This is a genomic window from Crinalium epipsammum PCC 9333, from assembly GCF_000317495.1.
Classification (GTDB): Bacteria; Cyanobacteriota; Cyanobacteriia; order Cyanobacteriales; family PCC-9333; genus Crinalium; species Crinalium epipsammum.
The window spans coordinates 3,462,820-3,478,118 of sequence record NC_019753.1 but is presented as its reverse complement, the minus strand read 5'-3'; the positions used below and the strand labels follow the sequence as shown (position 1 = coordinate 3,478,118).

15 protein-coding genes are annotated in these 15,299 nt (G+C 40.9%); 8 read left to right on the top strand and 7 right to left on the bottom strand.

Annotation, left to right across the window (positions count from 1 at the left end):
- The first annotated feature begins 197 nt into the window (after window positions 1-197).
- The 8 genes from CRI9333_RS15145 (at window position 198) to CRI9333_RS15110 (ending at window position 9,283) form a co-directional block, all read left to right on the top strand.
- Complete coding sequence (locus tag CRI9333_RS15145) at window positions 198-1,286, top strand: thiamine phosphate synthase (protein ID WP_015204042.1); 1,089 nt, start codon at window positions 198-200, stop codon at window positions 1,284-1,286.
- On the top strand, window positions 1,279-1,500 hold the full coding sequence (gene thiS, locus CRI9333_RS15140; protein ID WP_015204041.1) for a sulfur carrier protein ThiS: 222 nt from the start codon (window positions 1,279-1,281) through the stop codon (window positions 1,498-1,500). The genes CRI9333_RS15145 and thiS overlap by 8 nt, the downstream gene beginning before the upstream one ends.
- 318 nt (window positions 1,501-1,818) lie before the next feature.
- Window positions 1,819-2,799, top strand: a complete 981-nt coding sequence (locus tag CRI9333_RS15135; RefSeq protein ID WP_015204040.1) for a DUF1517 domain-containing protein — start codon at window positions 1,819-1,821, stop codon at window positions 2,797-2,799.
- A 60-nt stretch (window positions 2,800-2,859) separates the two neighbouring features.
- Window positions 2,860-3,138, top strand: a complete 279-nt coding sequence (locus CRI9333_RS15130; protein ID WP_015204039.1) for a hypothetical protein — start codon at window positions 2,860-2,862, stop codon at window positions 3,136-3,138.
- Window positions 3,135-3,311: a PIN domain-containing protein gene (locus CRI9333_RS15125; RefSeq protein WP_015204038.1), complete on the top strand. Its 177-nt coding sequence runs from the start codon at window positions 3,135-3,137 to the stop codon at window positions 3,309-3,311. Before CRI9333_RS15130 ends, CRI9333_RS15125 begins: the two co-directional genes overlap by 4 nt.
- A 138-nt stretch (window positions 3,312-3,449) precedes the next feature.
- Window positions 3,450-5,165, top strand: a complete 1,716-nt coding sequence (locus CRI9333_RS15120; RefSeq protein WP_015204037.1) for an AAA-like domain-containing protein — start codon at window positions 3,450-3,452, stop codon at window positions 5,163-5,165.
- Entirely contained in the window at window positions 5,165-8,857 is a 3,693-nt protein-coding gene (locus CRI9333_RS15115; RefSeq protein ID WP_015204036.1) for an AAA-like domain-containing protein, read from the top strand. The genes CRI9333_RS15120 and CRI9333_RS15115 overlap by 1 nt, the downstream gene beginning before the upstream one ends.
- Window positions 8,858-8,932: 75 nt before the next feature.
- On the top strand, window positions 8,933-9,283 hold the full coding sequence (locus CRI9333_RS15110) for a CU044_2847 family protein (protein ID WP_015204035.1): 351 nt from the start codon (window positions 8,933-8,935) through the stop codon (window positions 9,281-9,283).
- 432 nt (window positions 9,284-9,715) lie between these two features.
- Here the strand turns inward: CRI9333_RS15110 and CRI9333_RS15100 are convergent, their stop codons facing one another.
- The 7 genes from CRI9333_RS15100 to CRI9333_RS15070 form a co-directional block, all read right to left on the bottom strand.
- Window positions 9,716-9,910, bottom strand: a complete 195-nt coding sequence (locus CRI9333_RS15100; protein ID WP_015204033.1) for a type II toxin-antitoxin system HicB family antitoxin — start codon at window positions 9,908-9,910, stop codon at window positions 9,716-9,718.
- A 60-nt stretch (window positions 9,911-9,970) separates the two neighbouring features.
- A complete protein-coding gene (locus tag CRI9333_RS15095) occupies window positions 9,971-10,330 on the bottom strand; it encodes a type II toxin-antitoxin system PemK/MazF family toxin (RefSeq protein WP_041226071.1) in 360 nt (119 codons plus the stop codon).
- Window positions 10,317-10,547, bottom strand: coding sequence for a type II toxin-antitoxin system MazE family antitoxin (gene mazE, locus CRI9333_RS15090; RefSeq protein WP_015204031.1), 231 nt, complete (start codon window positions 10,545-10,547; stop codon window positions 10,317-10,319). Before mazE ends, CRI9333_RS15095 begins: the two co-directional genes overlap by 14 nt.
- Window positions 10,548-10,964: 417 nt before the next feature.
- A complete protein-coding gene (locus tag CRI9333_RS15085; RefSeq protein ID WP_015204030.1) occupies window positions 10,965-11,813 on the bottom strand; it encodes an ABC transporter permease in 849 nt (282 codons plus the stop codon).
- Between the two features lie 33 nt (window positions 11,814-11,846).
- Window positions 11,847-12,788, bottom strand: coding sequence for an ABC transporter permease (locus tag CRI9333_RS15080; RefSeq protein WP_390370106.1), 942 nt, complete (start codon window positions 12,786-12,788; stop codon window positions 11,847-11,849).
- 131 nt (window positions 12,789-12,919) lie between these two features.
- Complete coding sequence (locus CRI9333_RS15075; RefSeq protein WP_015204028.1) at window positions 12,920-14,050, bottom strand: ABC transporter substrate-binding protein; 1,131 nt, start codon at window positions 14,048-14,050, stop codon at window positions 12,920-12,922.
- Between the two features lie 93 nt (window positions 14,051-14,143).
- The gene (locus CRI9333_RS15070; protein WP_015204027.1) at window positions 14,144-15,274 is read right to left on the bottom strand and encodes an ABC transporter ATP-binding protein; all 1,131 of its coding nucleotides are present in this window, start codon (window positions 15,272-15,274) and stop codon (window positions 14,144-14,146) included.
- Window positions 15,275-15,299: the final 25 nt, after the last annotated feature.

Below are 15,299 nucleotides of genomic sequence, written 5' to 3'. Positions count from 1 at the left end.
ATTACAGGCTAACGCATCCTTTATGCGATCGCATACAACTGTTTAACAGGGCAAATATAATGTATTATCCTAATTTTCACTTTGTGATTGGTGATTGGTTATCGGTCATTGTTAATTGTTAGTTTTAACTGAAAAAAAATTCAACTGTGATTGGCTATACATCCTGATACGATAAAGCAATAATGGAGTAATTACCGATGGGCGATAAAAATAACAATATTAATTTTATACAACCTGCTGTTTACCGCATTTTAGACGCTAATTTAGATCGAGCCAGAGAAGGTTTACGCATTATTGAAGAATGGTGCCGATTTGGTTTAAACAGTGGTCAGTTAGCCAATGAATGTAAGCAAATGCGGCAAGAGTTAGCTGGCTTGCATTCTTCAGAAATTAGGGCTGCGCGGGATACTCCAGGTGATCCTGGTACAGAATTAACACATCCCAAGGAAGAACAAAGATCGGGTATTGAGCAGTTGTTACAGGCAAATCTTTGCCGCGTCGAAGAAGCACTGCGGGTAATAGAAGAATATGGTAAGCTCTACAGTACACAAATGAGTGCTGATGTCAAGCAGATGCGCTATCGAGTTTATACGCTAGAAAGCAATTTGTTAGCTTACCGTCGTCATCAATTGCTGAAGCGATCGCACCTGTATTTAGTGACTTCCCCTTCAGAAAATTTGTTTAACGTAATCGAAGCAGCACTGCAAGGCGGGCTGACTTTATTACAGTATCGAGATAAAACCTCAGACGATTCTATCAGGCTGAGTTATGCCCATAAACTGCGACAGCTATGCCATCACTACGGCGCACTGTTTATTATTAATGATCGCGTAGATTTAGCCGTAGCGGTAGATGCTGATGGTGTACATCTCGGACAGCAGGACATTCCGGTAGCCTTTGCACGGCAAATATTAGGTACACAACGCATCATTGGTAAATCTACAACCAATCCAGATGAGATGCAACGAGCTATCCAAGAAGGTGCAGATTATATCGGCGTAGGACCAGTATATGAAACTCCTACCAAAGCTGGTAAAGCTGCTGCTGGTGTGGAATATGTCCAATACGCGGCTAAAAATTCCCCGATTCCTTGGTTTGCGATTGGGGGGATTGATATGAATAACTTAAATGATGTGTTGAAAAGTGGTGCAGAGCGCGTAGCTGTGGTTCGCGCAATTATGGAAGCGGAACAACCTACTTTAATAACTCAGTATTTCCATTCCCAACTAACTCGCGTGCAAACCCTACGCAGTATTGAACCTCAAGTTGTGCAGTCTCATGTCTAACGGTACTGTTGAAATCACACTGCAAGTTAACGGTGAACCCCGCACCTGTCCGCCACAAACTCGATTACCACAACTGCTAGAACAACTAGGTTTAAATCCTCGTTTAGTTGCAGTTGAGTACAATGGCGAAATTTTGCATCGGCAATTTTGGTCAGAAACAGAAATGGCTGAGGGCGATCGCGTAGAAATAGTTACGATTGTCGGAGGCGGCTAGAATTACCTGCAATTTCCGGACTTAGGTATTTTAAGGAATGCAGAGGGGCAGAGGGGGCAGAGGAAGATAAGGATAATATTCTTGCTGACTCCTCCCTCCTCTCTCCTCTCCTTGATACTTTCCTGTACGGGTTTCCAGAGAGTAAATCCGCCCTGAAGCTCTATGTGTGTCGCTATATAAAGGGATAAATTAGATATAGGCGCGATGCCAGCCTCTATTAGTAGAGAGCAGCGCCATCAGATCTACTTGTCGCTCGAAAGATGTTTGCAGCAGTCAAAATCGCTACAGTTGAATCGAGCTTAAACCGAGAAAATATCTATGCGTAATAAATTGTTTTCCCATATCAAACCATTTTTTAAACCATTAATCGCCCTTGCTCTGATGATGGTATTAACACTAGGCACTGCGGGTGACGCTTTAGCAGCACGTAGTGGCGGACGAATGGGCGGCGGTTCTTTCAGTAGAAGCCCTAGCTATAGTGCGCCTCGTACCTACTCTCCAGGCGGTGGTGGTGGTTATTACCCACGCGGTGGTGGCTATTACCCAGGCGGTGGTGGTTTTGGACTTCCGTTTCTCCTGCCTTTCTTTGGCTTTGGAGGAGGGGTTGGCAGTTTATTCGGTATCTTTATTTTCATTGCAATTGCCAACTTCTTAGTACAATCTTTCCGCCGTGTTGGTGCTGGTAATGATACCGAAAGTTTGGGCTATGACAATTCCCAAGTTTCAGTAGCACGAGTACAATTAGGTTTATTAGCACAAGCTCGTGAGTTGCAAACAGAGTTAAACGATTTAGCTCGTACTGCTGATACAAGTACTGCTGAAGGACGGGCGCAAGTACTCCAAGAAAGTGCTTTAGCTTTGCTACGTCACCCTGAATACTGGGTTTATGGAGCAGGACAATTTGAGAAAACTGGATTAGCACTCGCTGAAGCTAAGTTTAATCAATTAGCTTTGGCTGAACGCAGTAAGTTTACTGAAGAAACTCTTTCTAATGTCAACAACCAATTGCGTCAAGCTAGTTCCAATGCTGCTTTAACTGCTGGTGGTGGACAGTTGGCTGAGGCTACACAAGCGCCTAGCGAATATATTTTAGTAACGCTTGTAGTTGGTTTCGATGGTAATCTGCAACTGCCAACTATTAACAGTTCTGACGATATGCGGCAAGCTTTACGTCAAATTGGTAGTATTTCAAGCGATCGCCTGCTGGCTGTAGAAGTTCTCTGGACACCTCAAGCAGAAGGCGACACACTCACAACCGATGATTTACTCGCCTATTATCCTGATTTGAAGTTGATCTAAATCATTAAAATATGCCAAGAAAAAGGGCTGTTAATCAGTCCTTTTTTTTATAGGTATAAGATGTTAGTTAAGGGGAAAACCTTCGATTTAGTAAACGCGATGAAAATAAAAGCCATTAAGCGGGGTCAAACCATCGAATTATTAGAGCCTATCAATATTTCAGATGGTGAAATAATAATTGATATTGATGAGCAGCAGAGCAGTGATGTTAAACCCAATTTTTGGGAAGCGTTGCAAGAGTTTCGCCAACAGGTCAATTTAGAAGAATTGGAAATTGAACCCGAAGAAATTTTTGCTGGATTAAGGGATAAATCACCTGGTCGAGATGTTATTTTATGACATTGGGCTTTTTGCTAGATACTAACATTTTGTCAGAGCCTCTGCGTCCAATTCCTAATTATAAAGTCCTAGAAAAGCTGCGACAGTATCATCAGGAAATAGCGACAGCATCTATTGTTTGGAATGAATTGCTTTTTGGCTGTCACCGCCTCCCCCCAGATTTGGGGGGCTAGGGGGGCGAATGCGTAAGTCCTAATAAAGTAATGTTTCTTAAAAGCTGCTTGCCTAAAATAGTTATCTGTTTACAGGATTAACAAGAATTAGCTATTAGGTACAAAGCTGAAGGTAATATTCCATCAGAGATTTAATTAATGAGCAGCCCAGGTAGAAAAAAAAGAACTATTTTAGTTTTAGCAGCAAATCCGAAAAACTCTACTCCTTTGCGTCTAGATGAAGAAGTCAGGGAAATTGATGCTGGATTAAGACGCGCCCAGAAGCGGGAAGAATTTCAATTAGAGCAACAATGGGCAGTTACACCTAGAGATATGCAAAGGGCGGTTTTGGAGTTTAATCCCCAAATTGTGCATTTTTCTGGGCATGGTGTAGGTGAGGGAGGTTTGGCGCTAGAAGATGAACATGGGCAAGCAAAACTTGTTAGTGCTAAGGCTTTGGCGGGTTTGTTTGAGTTGTTTATGGATCAGGTGGAGTGTGTGTTACTAAATGCTTGTTATTCCGAAGTACAAGCACAAGCGATCGCCTGTCACATTCCCTATGTTATTGGGATGAATCAAGCAGTTGGTGATACCGCCGCTAAGGAATTTGCCGTAGGTTTTTATGATGCTTTAGGGGTAGGGAAATCAATTGAATTTGCCTATAAATTAGGCTGTAGTAGCATCAGGATGGCTGGGATTCCCGAAGAACTCACCCCTGTATTAATTAAGAAGTCAGATATTATAGCACAGGGAAGCGATATTTGTCTATTAGCGACTGAAGTGGAAGCAGCAGTTGTCTTAGAACCGCGATCGCCTTCGGTAGTAGAAGTGCCTGTTGCTCCCTTTTGTTTAGATAATCCTGAAGGTTCTGTTAGTTTAGACTCCTCCTTTTACATCGAAAGACCGCCGATTGAAGTTGATCGTTATGAAACTGTTGTCAAGCCTGGGGCATTAATTCGGGTAAAAGCGCCCAGACAGATGGGTAAATCTTCTCTACTCCAAAGAATTCTCTATCACGCTCGTCAACAAAAACACCAAACTGCTTATATTAATTTCCAGTCAGCCGATGCCGAATTTTTTACTAATATTGATTTATTTTTACAGTGGTTTTGTGCCAGCGTTAGTAATGAATTAAATTTAGATGAACGATTAGATGATTACTGGAAATGGGGTTTAGGCAGTAAAAATAAGTGTACTAATTACTTCCAACGCTACTTACTTTCAACTATTGCTGAAACATCTGAAACCTTAACTTTAGGGTTAGACGAGGTAGACCAAATTTTTCAATATCCAGAAATTGCTCAAGACTTTTTTGGCTTGTTGCGGGCGTGGCATGAAAGAGGGAAAAATGAGGCAGCTTGGAAAAATTTACGCTTGGTAATTGTCCATTCTCAAGAAGTTTATATTCCTCTTAATATTAATCAATCGCCTTTTAATGTAGGTGTACCAATTGATTTACCAGAGTTAAATCAGAGACAAGTTACAGAGTTGATAAAACGGCATGGGTTAAATTGGTCGATTAGTGAAATTGAGCAACTGATAGGAGTAGTAGATGGGCATCCATATTTATTAAGAAAAGCTTTGTATGAAATTACTCGCGGTAGCTTGACGTTAGAAAAATTTTTGCAAGTTGCCCCTACAGAAGAAGGACTTTATGGGGATCATCTCCGTCGTCATTTATTCAATTTAAAAGAAAATCCTTGTTTGGAAGGGGCAATGAAGGAAGTAATAGCTAGTAATGTCCCAGTTAGGTTAGAACCAAGTCAGGCTTTTAAACTGCGGAGTATGGGTTTAGTCAAGTTGCGGGGTAATGATGTAATTCCATTGTGTAATTTATATCGCATTTATTTCTGCGATCGCCTGGGAGTACATTAATGGCTGCAACCCCTCCAAGCAAGTATCAATATCAAGTCGGTGGCAGTTTACCAGTAGATGCACCCACTTATGTAAGGCGCAAAGCTGATCAAGAACTTTACGACTGCTTGAAAGCTGGGGAGTTTTGTTATGTCCTGAACTCGCGGCAGATGGGTAAATCTAGTTTGCGAGTTCAGACTATGCAGCGATTGCAAAATGAAGGGTTTGCTTGCGCTGCTATTGATATTACTGCGATTGGCACTTTTGGGATTACTGCCGAACAATGGTATGCCGGAATTATTGATAGTTTGGTGGGTAGTTTCAATTTTTATAAAAATTTTGATTTAGAACTTTGGTGGACATCTCAAGAATTGCTGTCACCAGTGCAGAAGTTGAGTAAGTTTTTTGAAATTATATTGTTACCAGCAATTGATCAAAAAATTGTCATCTTCATAGATGAAATTGACAGCATTTTAGCATTAGAATTTAATATTGATGACTTTTTTGCAGTAATTCGAGATTGTTATAATCGCAGGGCAGATAAACCAGAATATAGTAGGTTAACCTTTGCTTTGCTTGGGGTAGCAACTCCGGCAGATTTAATTAAAGATAAACGGCGAACACCATTTAATATTGGTCGTTCTGTTGAGTTGGATGGCTTTTGTTTAGAAGAAACGGAACCATTAATTCAAGGATTAGCTAGTAAGGTTAGTAGTCCTCAGTCAGTAATGGCAGCCTTATTAAAATGGAGCGGAGGACAGCCATTTTTAACCCAAAAATTATGCGACTTGATTTTATTAACTAATTCTGAACCAACAGTAGGAAGTGAAATCGAATGGGTAGCGGATTTAGTGCAGTTAGCAGTAATTGACCACTGGGAAGCCCAAGATACGCCAGAACATTTAAAAACAATTAGAGACAGGATTTTATACAGTACCGGACAACGCACAGGTAGATTACTAGGTTTATATCAACAGATTTTGCAATTAGGGGAAGTTGTTGCTAATGATAGTCCTGAACAAATGGAATTGCGCTTATCTGGCTTAGTATTTAAACGAGATGGCAAACTGCAAGTTTATAACCCTATTTATGCTGCGGTATTTAACTTTGAATGGGTAGAAGAAATCTTAGCTAGTTTGCGTCCCTATGCCCAAGCAATTACAGCTTGGTCAGAGTCGGGATATGAAGATGAATCACGATTATTGCGAGGACAAGCATTAATTGATGCTCAAACCTGGGCAGTAAACAAAAGTTTAGGCGACCAAGATTATCGGTTTTTAGATGCTAGTCGGGAGTTAAAAAGGCAAGAACTTGAAAGAGAGTTAGAAACGACACAAAGCATCTTAAATGTTGAAAAAGCAAAGTTAACCAAAATTAGGAAACAAGCAAGGCGAGTAGAAAAGGAAAGCAAAGCAGCAAGAGAGGCTGTAAAATTCGCAAATTTAGAGATAGCAGTGGTAAATACAAAGTTGAAAACTGCTTATTCTAAAGCCTTCTTCTCTGATGGACAAATATTAAAAGCCCTACTGGAAGTACTACAGGCAGCACAACCGCTAAAAACAATAGACAAGTCAGCCACACAGCAAGAGCATATAAAGATGGAGGTGATAGCCCCTCTCCGACAAGCTGTTTATGAAGTAAAGGAACGAAACACCCTGACTGGGCATAGTGGTTCGGTCTATAGCGTCATCTTCAGTCCCGATGGGCAAACTCTTGCTTCGGCTAGTGATGACAAGGCAGTGAAATTGTGGAAATTAGATGGCACATTAATTACCACCCTGACTGGGCATAGTAGTTTGGTTTATAGCGTCATCTTTAGTCCGGATGGGCAAACAATTGCTTCGGCTAGTGATGACAAGACAGTGAAATTGTGGAAATTAGATGGCAGTTTAATTACCACCCTGACTGGGCATAGTGGTTCGGTTTATACCGTCATCTTTAGTCCGGATGGGCAAACAATTGCTTCGGCTAGTGATGACAAGACAGTGAAATTGTGGAAATTAGATGGCAGTTTAATTACCACCCTGACTGGGCATAGTGGTTCGGTTTACAGTGTCATCTTCAGTCCTAATGGGCAAACTCTTGCTTCAGCAAGTGATGACGACACAGTGAAATTGTGGAAATTAGATGGCACATTAATTACCACCCTGACTGGGCATAGTGGTTCGGTTTACAGCGTCATCTTCAGTCCTAATGGGCAAACTCTTGCTTCAGCAAGTGATGACAACACAGTTAAATTGTGGAAATTAGATGGCACATTAATTATCACCCTGACTGGGCATAGTAGTTTGGTTAATAGCGTCATCTTCAGTCCCGATGGGCAAACTGTTGCTTCGGCTAGTACTGACAACACAGTGAAATTGTGGGAATTCTGGAAATCACATAGTAGCTTAAGAACCACCCTAACTGGGCATAGTGGATCGGTTTATAACGTCATCTTCAGTCCCGATGGGCAAACTCTTGCTTCGGCAAGTGGTGACAAGACAGTGAAATTGTGGAAATTAGATGGCACATTAATTACCACCCTGACTGGGCATAGTGATCCAGTTAATAGCATCATCTTCAGTCCCGATGGGCAAACTCTTGCTTCGGCAAGTGGTGACAAGACAGTGAAATTGTGGAAATTAGATGGCAGCCCCATTACCACCCTAAGTGGGCATAGTGGTTCGGTTTACAGTGTCATCTTCAGTCCTAATGGGCAAGCTCTTGCTTCGGCAAGTGGTGACAAGACAGTGGCATTGTGGAAATTAGATGGCACATTAATTACCACTCTAACTGGGCATAGTGATAGGGTTATAAGTGTCATTTTCAGTCCGGATGGGCAAACAATTGCTTCGGCAAGTGGTGACAAGACAGTGGCATTGTGGAAATTAGATGGCACATTAATTACCGCCCTAACTGGGCATAGTGGATCGGTTTATAGCGTTATCTTCAGTCCGGATGGGCAAACAATTGCTTCGGCTAGTACTGACAAGACAGTCAAATTGTGGAAATTAGACGGCACATTAATTACCACCCTGACTGGGCATAGTGATCCGGTTAATAGCGCCATCTTCAGTCCGGATGGGCAAACAATTGCTTCGGCTAGTTTTGACAAGACAGTCAAATTGTGGAAATTAGATGGCAGCTTAATTACTACCCTAACTGGGCATAGTGATCCGGTTAGAAGCGTCATCTTCAGTCCTAATGGGCAAACTCTTGCTTCGGCTAGTACTGATAAGACAGTGAAATTGTGGAAATTAGATGGCAGCTTAATTACCACCCTGACTGGGCATAGTGATAGGGTTTGGAACGTCATCTTCAGTCCGGATGGGCAAACAATTGCTTCGGCTAGTTTTGACAGGACAGTAAAATTGTGGAAATTAGATGGCAGCTTAATTACCACCCTGACTGGGCATAGTGGTTCGGTTTATAGCGTCATCTTCAGTCCTAATGGGCAAACTCTTGCTTCGGCTAGTACTGACAAGACAGTGAAATTGTGGAAATTAGATGGCACATTAATTACCACCCTGACTGGGCATAGTGGTTGGGTTAATAGCGTCATCTTCAGTCCCGATGGGCAAACTCTTGCTTCGGCAAGTGCTGACAAGACAGTGAAATTGTGGAATTTTAATCTGGATAGCTTAACTGCGATGGGTTGCAATTGGCTGCAAGATTATTTACATACTCATCCAGAGGACAAACAGAAGTTGAAGATATGTCAGACACAGTAAAAAGCGTATAGCTGTATCTTTTAGGACATCGACGTTTAAGATTAGACTTGATACGAAACTTGAAAAAATAATCTGATGGGACAATTAACACCAATCGAACTTGAAGACGGCACAGTTATTTATATCGAAGCTGCTGAAAAAACTCCCCCAGGATTAACTAATCCCCAAAGAGGATTATTCCCAGACGACCCACAAAAGCAAATTACACAAAGTTTCCATGCCATTGAAGGCACAATTCGCGCTTATACTACTCATACTTTGAATGCGTTTAGAAATTTAGCCATTGCAGAAGTTAGTGAAGTTAACCTCAAGTTTGGCGTAAATATCAATGCTACAAGTGGAGTTCCTTATATTGCTGCTGGTTCTGCTGGCTGTAATGTAGAAATTAGCGTGAAGTGCGTATTTCCGCAAAAATCTGAAGAATGATTCTGTTGTAAGTTGGAAAAATTTCTGGCTTAAGGTTAGTTGCTAGATCTTTAAAATGATATCAAGTCTGAATAATTAATTATATGATGTCCGTTGGATTACCTGTAATAAAAACCAATTGATTTGTAGGAACCCTTTGACAGATCAACTTTGCTACTAATAAATATCTGGGCTTACGCAAAGATCATCGTTTTGCCCCCCCAACCCCCCAAGTTTGGGGGGAGTAGCTGCTAGTTCCCCCCAAACTTGGGGGGCTAGGGGGGCGAATGCGTAAGTTCTAAAATATCTGGGCTTAACGCGCCCTACGCATATTATGGTTATACGATCAATGTTGATGGGCGGGTTTATCAGTATTGTTGGTGGGAATATAGGTTTGTCTGTCAACCCGCCCCTACGCATTTTACGATCTGTTGATGGGCGGGTTTATGAGTATTATTGGAACGTAGTTAACAGACGAGGGGAAGTTTTAGGTAAGGGAAATTCTTCTAAATAAAGTTCTGTTGCTTCTTTGAGATTAGCTATTGCTTCTTCAACCGTATCACCCTGACTGGCGGTTCCCATTTCAGGACATTGTGCAACATAAACATCATCTTCCCAATACACAATGGCAGTGAAACGTTGAGTCATTTTTGGTAAATTAAGACCATAATAGCTGATTTTAGGGGATGTTTATCATTTTATGTGCGATTAAGTCGCGAATCCCAAAACAACATTAACTGCTGTTTGAATTTCTAAATAATATTCCTCTTCTAATACACCTACCATTTCCAATATCCGGCTATGATCGACAGCACGAATTTGACCCACATCAATAAATCTATCTCGATCTAAGCCATTAACGATTGTTGCTTTTACATTTACAACATAGGGTGCTTTCTTATTTCCAGGTCTAAACGGCATAACGATAGTCAATAAGCCATATTGATTTATAACGTCATTTTGCACAATTAAGCACGGACGAATCTTACGAGTTTCAGCCCCAATGGTTGGCTCAAGATTTACCCAACGAATATCTCCTCGTTTATAAGTTAAATCACCCCTCGGCATGAATTCCATCCCCAACCACCCTATCCCAAGCGGCGATTTCTGCTTGATATTCAGTATCTTCTATATCCTGCTTAAGGGCTGCAATCATCTCTGCTTCCAAAACACAGCGACGGTGTTCAGTTAATACGGCATTAATGTAACCACTGCGATTTCCTTGGGCTTGCTCATCTATGAACCGCAGAATGTCATTGTCTATGGTTACAGTGACTTTAAACATATGTCTTACTGTTATATATGACTATTTTATCATACTTAAACAGGACTTACGCATCATTAACGTCAAAATCAACGTTTCAGCCATTGTAGATCCCCCTAAATCCCCCTTAAAAAGGGGGACTTGCGTAAGTTATACCAAAAATCCCTCACCCTGAAGGGTGGGGAACCACACAAACAAAGCCCGCCTGCGCGGGCTAATATAATAATCAATCTTGATTAAAGTTGCTGATTTCCTAAATAAAGATCGTGATTTTCTGTCCAATCATTAACATTACTGTTGAAAGCACCAATAAATTGTTCTAATACCACAAATGAATAGAATGTCAACTGTTGCGAGTGGATTTATTAAACATCTAAATTTATCTGTGTTTATCTGTGTTCATCTGTGGTTAAAAATATCTTGAAATCACTCTTTTTACTAAATAGAACGCTTTTGCTCACCACGATATCTAATTACTTCTGCAATAAAAGCGACTAAACCTGATAAAACCATTAAAAATACACTAAGCGCATTGATATCTGGTTTTACCCCAGTACGAATACGACTAAAAATCTCTAGCGGTAACGTTGTTGAACCCGTCCCCGCAGTAAAACTAGCAATTAAAAAGTCATCCATACTTAACACAAAAGCTAATAGACAACCAGCGATAATTGCAGGCATCAATTCAGGAAGTAAAACTTGAATAAAAGCTTGTACAGGTGTAGCGCCTAAATCTAGTGCTGCTTCTTCTAAATGAGGATTAATATTATTAATTCGAGAAGAAACAACTAAAGCAATATAGGAAATACAAAACACTACATGAGCAGCTACAATTGTCCAAATACTTAGAGGTATGCCGACTGAGGCTAAAAATACTAGAGTAGCAACTGCGATCGCAATATCAGGAATAATTAAAGGTAAATAAGAAACACCACGATACAAAGTTTTACCAGTAAACCGATAACGCGCTAACCCAACAGCCATCAAAGTTCCCAAAACTGCGGAAATAGCTACCGCGCCAATAGCTACTATCAAGCTATTTTGTAGTGCTGTTAGAATCCGACTATCACTGAATAACTTTTGATACCACTTTAAAGTAAATCCCTGCCAACCAGCACTATATGCTGATTCATTAAAACTATAAAACGTTAGTACCAAGATCGGCAGGTACATATAAAAGAACATCAGCAAGGTAAAAATTACCTGCCAGGAGGGACGAGGTTTATTCTTTGACTGCAACATTTCTAATGGTATTTCCTCCTGCTGATTATCCACTGTAACTGTCATCAATTCTCACCTAATAATTTAGATGCGATCGCGTTAACGTTGAGGCGTAGCATCACCACCATATTTAATCAGTAGTGCGATCGCCACACTTACTGCAAAAATTAATATCATACTCAAAGAAGAACCAAAACCCCAGTTTTGTGTTGCTCCCAAAAACTGGTTATAAATTAATCTAGAAACCGTCATACTAGATGCACCCCCAAGTAATTCAGGATCAACAAAATCACCCAAAGTATTAATAAATACCAGCAAAGATCCAGCAGCAATTCCTGGCATTGTTTGGGGAACAGTCACCTTCCAAAAAGTTTGAATCGGATTTGCGCCCAAATCTGCTGAAGCTTCTAACAAACGTTGATCTAATTTCTCCACAGAAGCGTAGAGAATTAACACCATATAAGGTAGATAGCTATAAGCCATACCAATAAACACAGCCGTACTTTGATTAAGTAACTCTACAGTCGGTAAATGCAGACTTGTAAGAAACGAATTAAGCACACCTGTAGGGCGTAAAATTGTAATCCAAGCGTATGAACGTAACAGCGAAGAAGTCCACAAAGGTAAAACAAACCCTAATACTAATAAATTTCGCCACTGCTTAGGAGCCATTTGCCCAAGCCAATAAGCAACAGGGAAACCTAATAATAGAGTAACGATTGTTGTACCCAAGGCAAAAAAGAGCGATCGCCCTAATACCTGCAAATAAATTGGTTGAAAAATTAAAGTATAATTTGCCAATCCAGTAGGATTAACCACATCCCCTGGACGAATATTAGGCACTAAGCTTAACTCGAAAATTACTAAAGCAGGCACTACTAGCAACAGCGCCAACCATAGCCCACCTGGGGCAAGCAATATTAATGGTTCCAACCATTTAAACCCTCGACGTTCTTTGCCTGTAACCAGCAGTTCATTAACGTCATCAGATGGCGTGGAATTAGGGATAGAAGAAGGAGAAGTTGGGGTAGACACAATAATCAATTAACAATTAACAATTAGGCTCATTTGTACTGGTAGTGATAAATAAATCTAATTGTATGGGTGGGTTCACCTATATTTATGTATCCTACAAAAAACTTATTTAAACCCGTTACTACAAAATATAATTACTAACTGCTGGTTAATTTAGTCCAATATGCTTCATAAATTTCTTTAACTTTATCTGGTAAAGGAGCAATACCTTCACACTTTGCCAGCAATGATTCGGGAGGAAATAAGACAGGATTATCCCGTACATCAGGTGGTAACAAATTGAATGCCACCTTGTTTGGCGTAGCAAAACTTAACCTTTGACAAATTGCCGCAGTCACTTCTGGTTGCAACATATAGTTAATCCAAGCATAAGCAGCCTCTGGATTAGGGGCTGTTTTGGGAATCACCAGCGTGTCTGTCCATAACGAAGAACCACTGCGCGGCAACACATATTGTAAATTTTCTGCTTCTGGAATTAAATCATTAGCATCTGAGGAAACACACATAGCTACCAGCAAATCCCCAGTTAAAATCTGACTCCGCCAAGCATCAGAAGTAAAAGACGCGATGCTCGGTTTAAGTTGTGCTAACTTTTCATAAGCTTGTTTAATTTGCTGTGGATCTGTTGAGTTATAACTGTATCCCAACATTTTCAGCGTTGCTCCCATAACTTCCCGCAGATCATTTTGCAACGTCATCTTGCGAGAAAGTTGCTTCTGCTGATCCCAAAGGTAGTTCCAATCTTGCGGTTGATTTTTTAATTTAGTTGTGTTGTAAATTAAACCTGTAGTACCCCAAGTCATCGGTACACTGTAGCGATTGTCTGGATCGTAAGTAGGATTTTGAAATTTGGGGAATAGTTGGTCAAGACCCAGTAAACGCGAGTGGTCTAATTCAGTCAGCATCTTCAACTCCACCATCTGCCGCACCATGTAGTCAGAAGGGTAGATAATACTGTATTCGCCGCCTCCAGAAGCTTGAATTTTGGCTAACATCGCTTCGTTGGAATCAAAGACATCAGCAATCACCTTGATGCCAGTATCCTGAGTGAAGCGATTAAGTAAATCCTCATCTGTATAGCCAGCCCAAGTGTATATATATAACAACTTGTTATCGCCACGCCCAGCATTAGTAGGAGTTGAACGCACCTGAGCAAGTGTCCAACCGCAACTAGACAGCGCCAGCCCCGATAAAGCTGCTGCTGAGGTTTGGATAAATCTACGTCGTGTAGAGTTAATTAGAGCTTTTTTGTATACAGTAGAAGGCACAGTTTTCTATCATTCTAAAGGTTAAGAGTATTCAGTGAAGGATGTTAAGTTAAGCGTTGAAATTCTCAATCCAAAACTAGACATTATTTGGAATTAATCCTTTAAAGCCAAACAATCTTTAGCTTCCCAATAAACATAGATGGGAGTGTGGGGTTCAAACAAACTACCATTTGTATTTAGTTGTCGAACAGTTAAGCGATCGCCCGTAAGCAATTCCACTACATAATGAACATGAGTCCCCAAATACATCACGTGCTTCAGCCGTCCCTCAAAACAATTGACACTGGTTGCTGGCGCAGATAGACTCAAGTTGATTTTCTCTGGGCGTACACTTACAGAGACTTCATGAGTGCTAACATTCTGATCCCTGTGATCTGATGGCTCAACTACAATTCTTAAATTATTATTAGTCACAATTTCGAGTGAGGAAGCATCGGCTGCTTCTATACGTCCTTGAAACAAGTTGGTATCACCAATGAAATCAGCAATAAACTGAGTCCGAGGGCGTTCATAAATTTCAGTGGGAGTACCAATTTGCTCAATTTTACCTGCCCGCATCACGGCAATGCGATCGGAAAGACTAAGAGCTTCCTCTTGATCGTGAGTAACCATCACAAAAGTTACCCCTAAGTCTTGATGTAAATTAGAAAGTTCTACTTGCATTTCTTTGCGAAGCTTCAAATCCAAAGCCCCCAAAGGTTCATCTAGCAAAACAACAGTAGGTCGGTTAACTAGCGCCCGCGCCAAAGCAACCCGTTGTTGCTGTCCCCCTGACATTTGGGATGGAAACCGATGAGTATATGCTTCCATTTTCACCAACTTCAGGGCTTCTTTGACACGGTACTCTACTTCCGATGCTGAGAGCTTTTTAATTCTCAACCCAAAGGCAATATTTTCCCAAACATTCAAATGATTAAATAAAGCGTAACTTTGAAATACCGTATTTACAGGTCGTCGATAGGGCGGGACATGATTCATTGACTGCCCTTGAATTAGCACCTCTCCTGCTGACGGCGAATCAAACCCAGCAATTAATCGCAGGGTGGTAGTCTTACCGCAACCAGAAGGGCCAAGAATGCTAAAAAATTCTCCGCGATGAATTTCTAGGTCAACACCCCTAACGGCAGTTTCTCCGTTAAAGACTTTGAAAACCCTACGAAGTTCAATATCTAGTTCAGCAGTGGTTTCAGGATACAATTGTTTTTGTGCAGAAGTTAAAGACATAATGACCCTTGGCAGTGTAGATGCC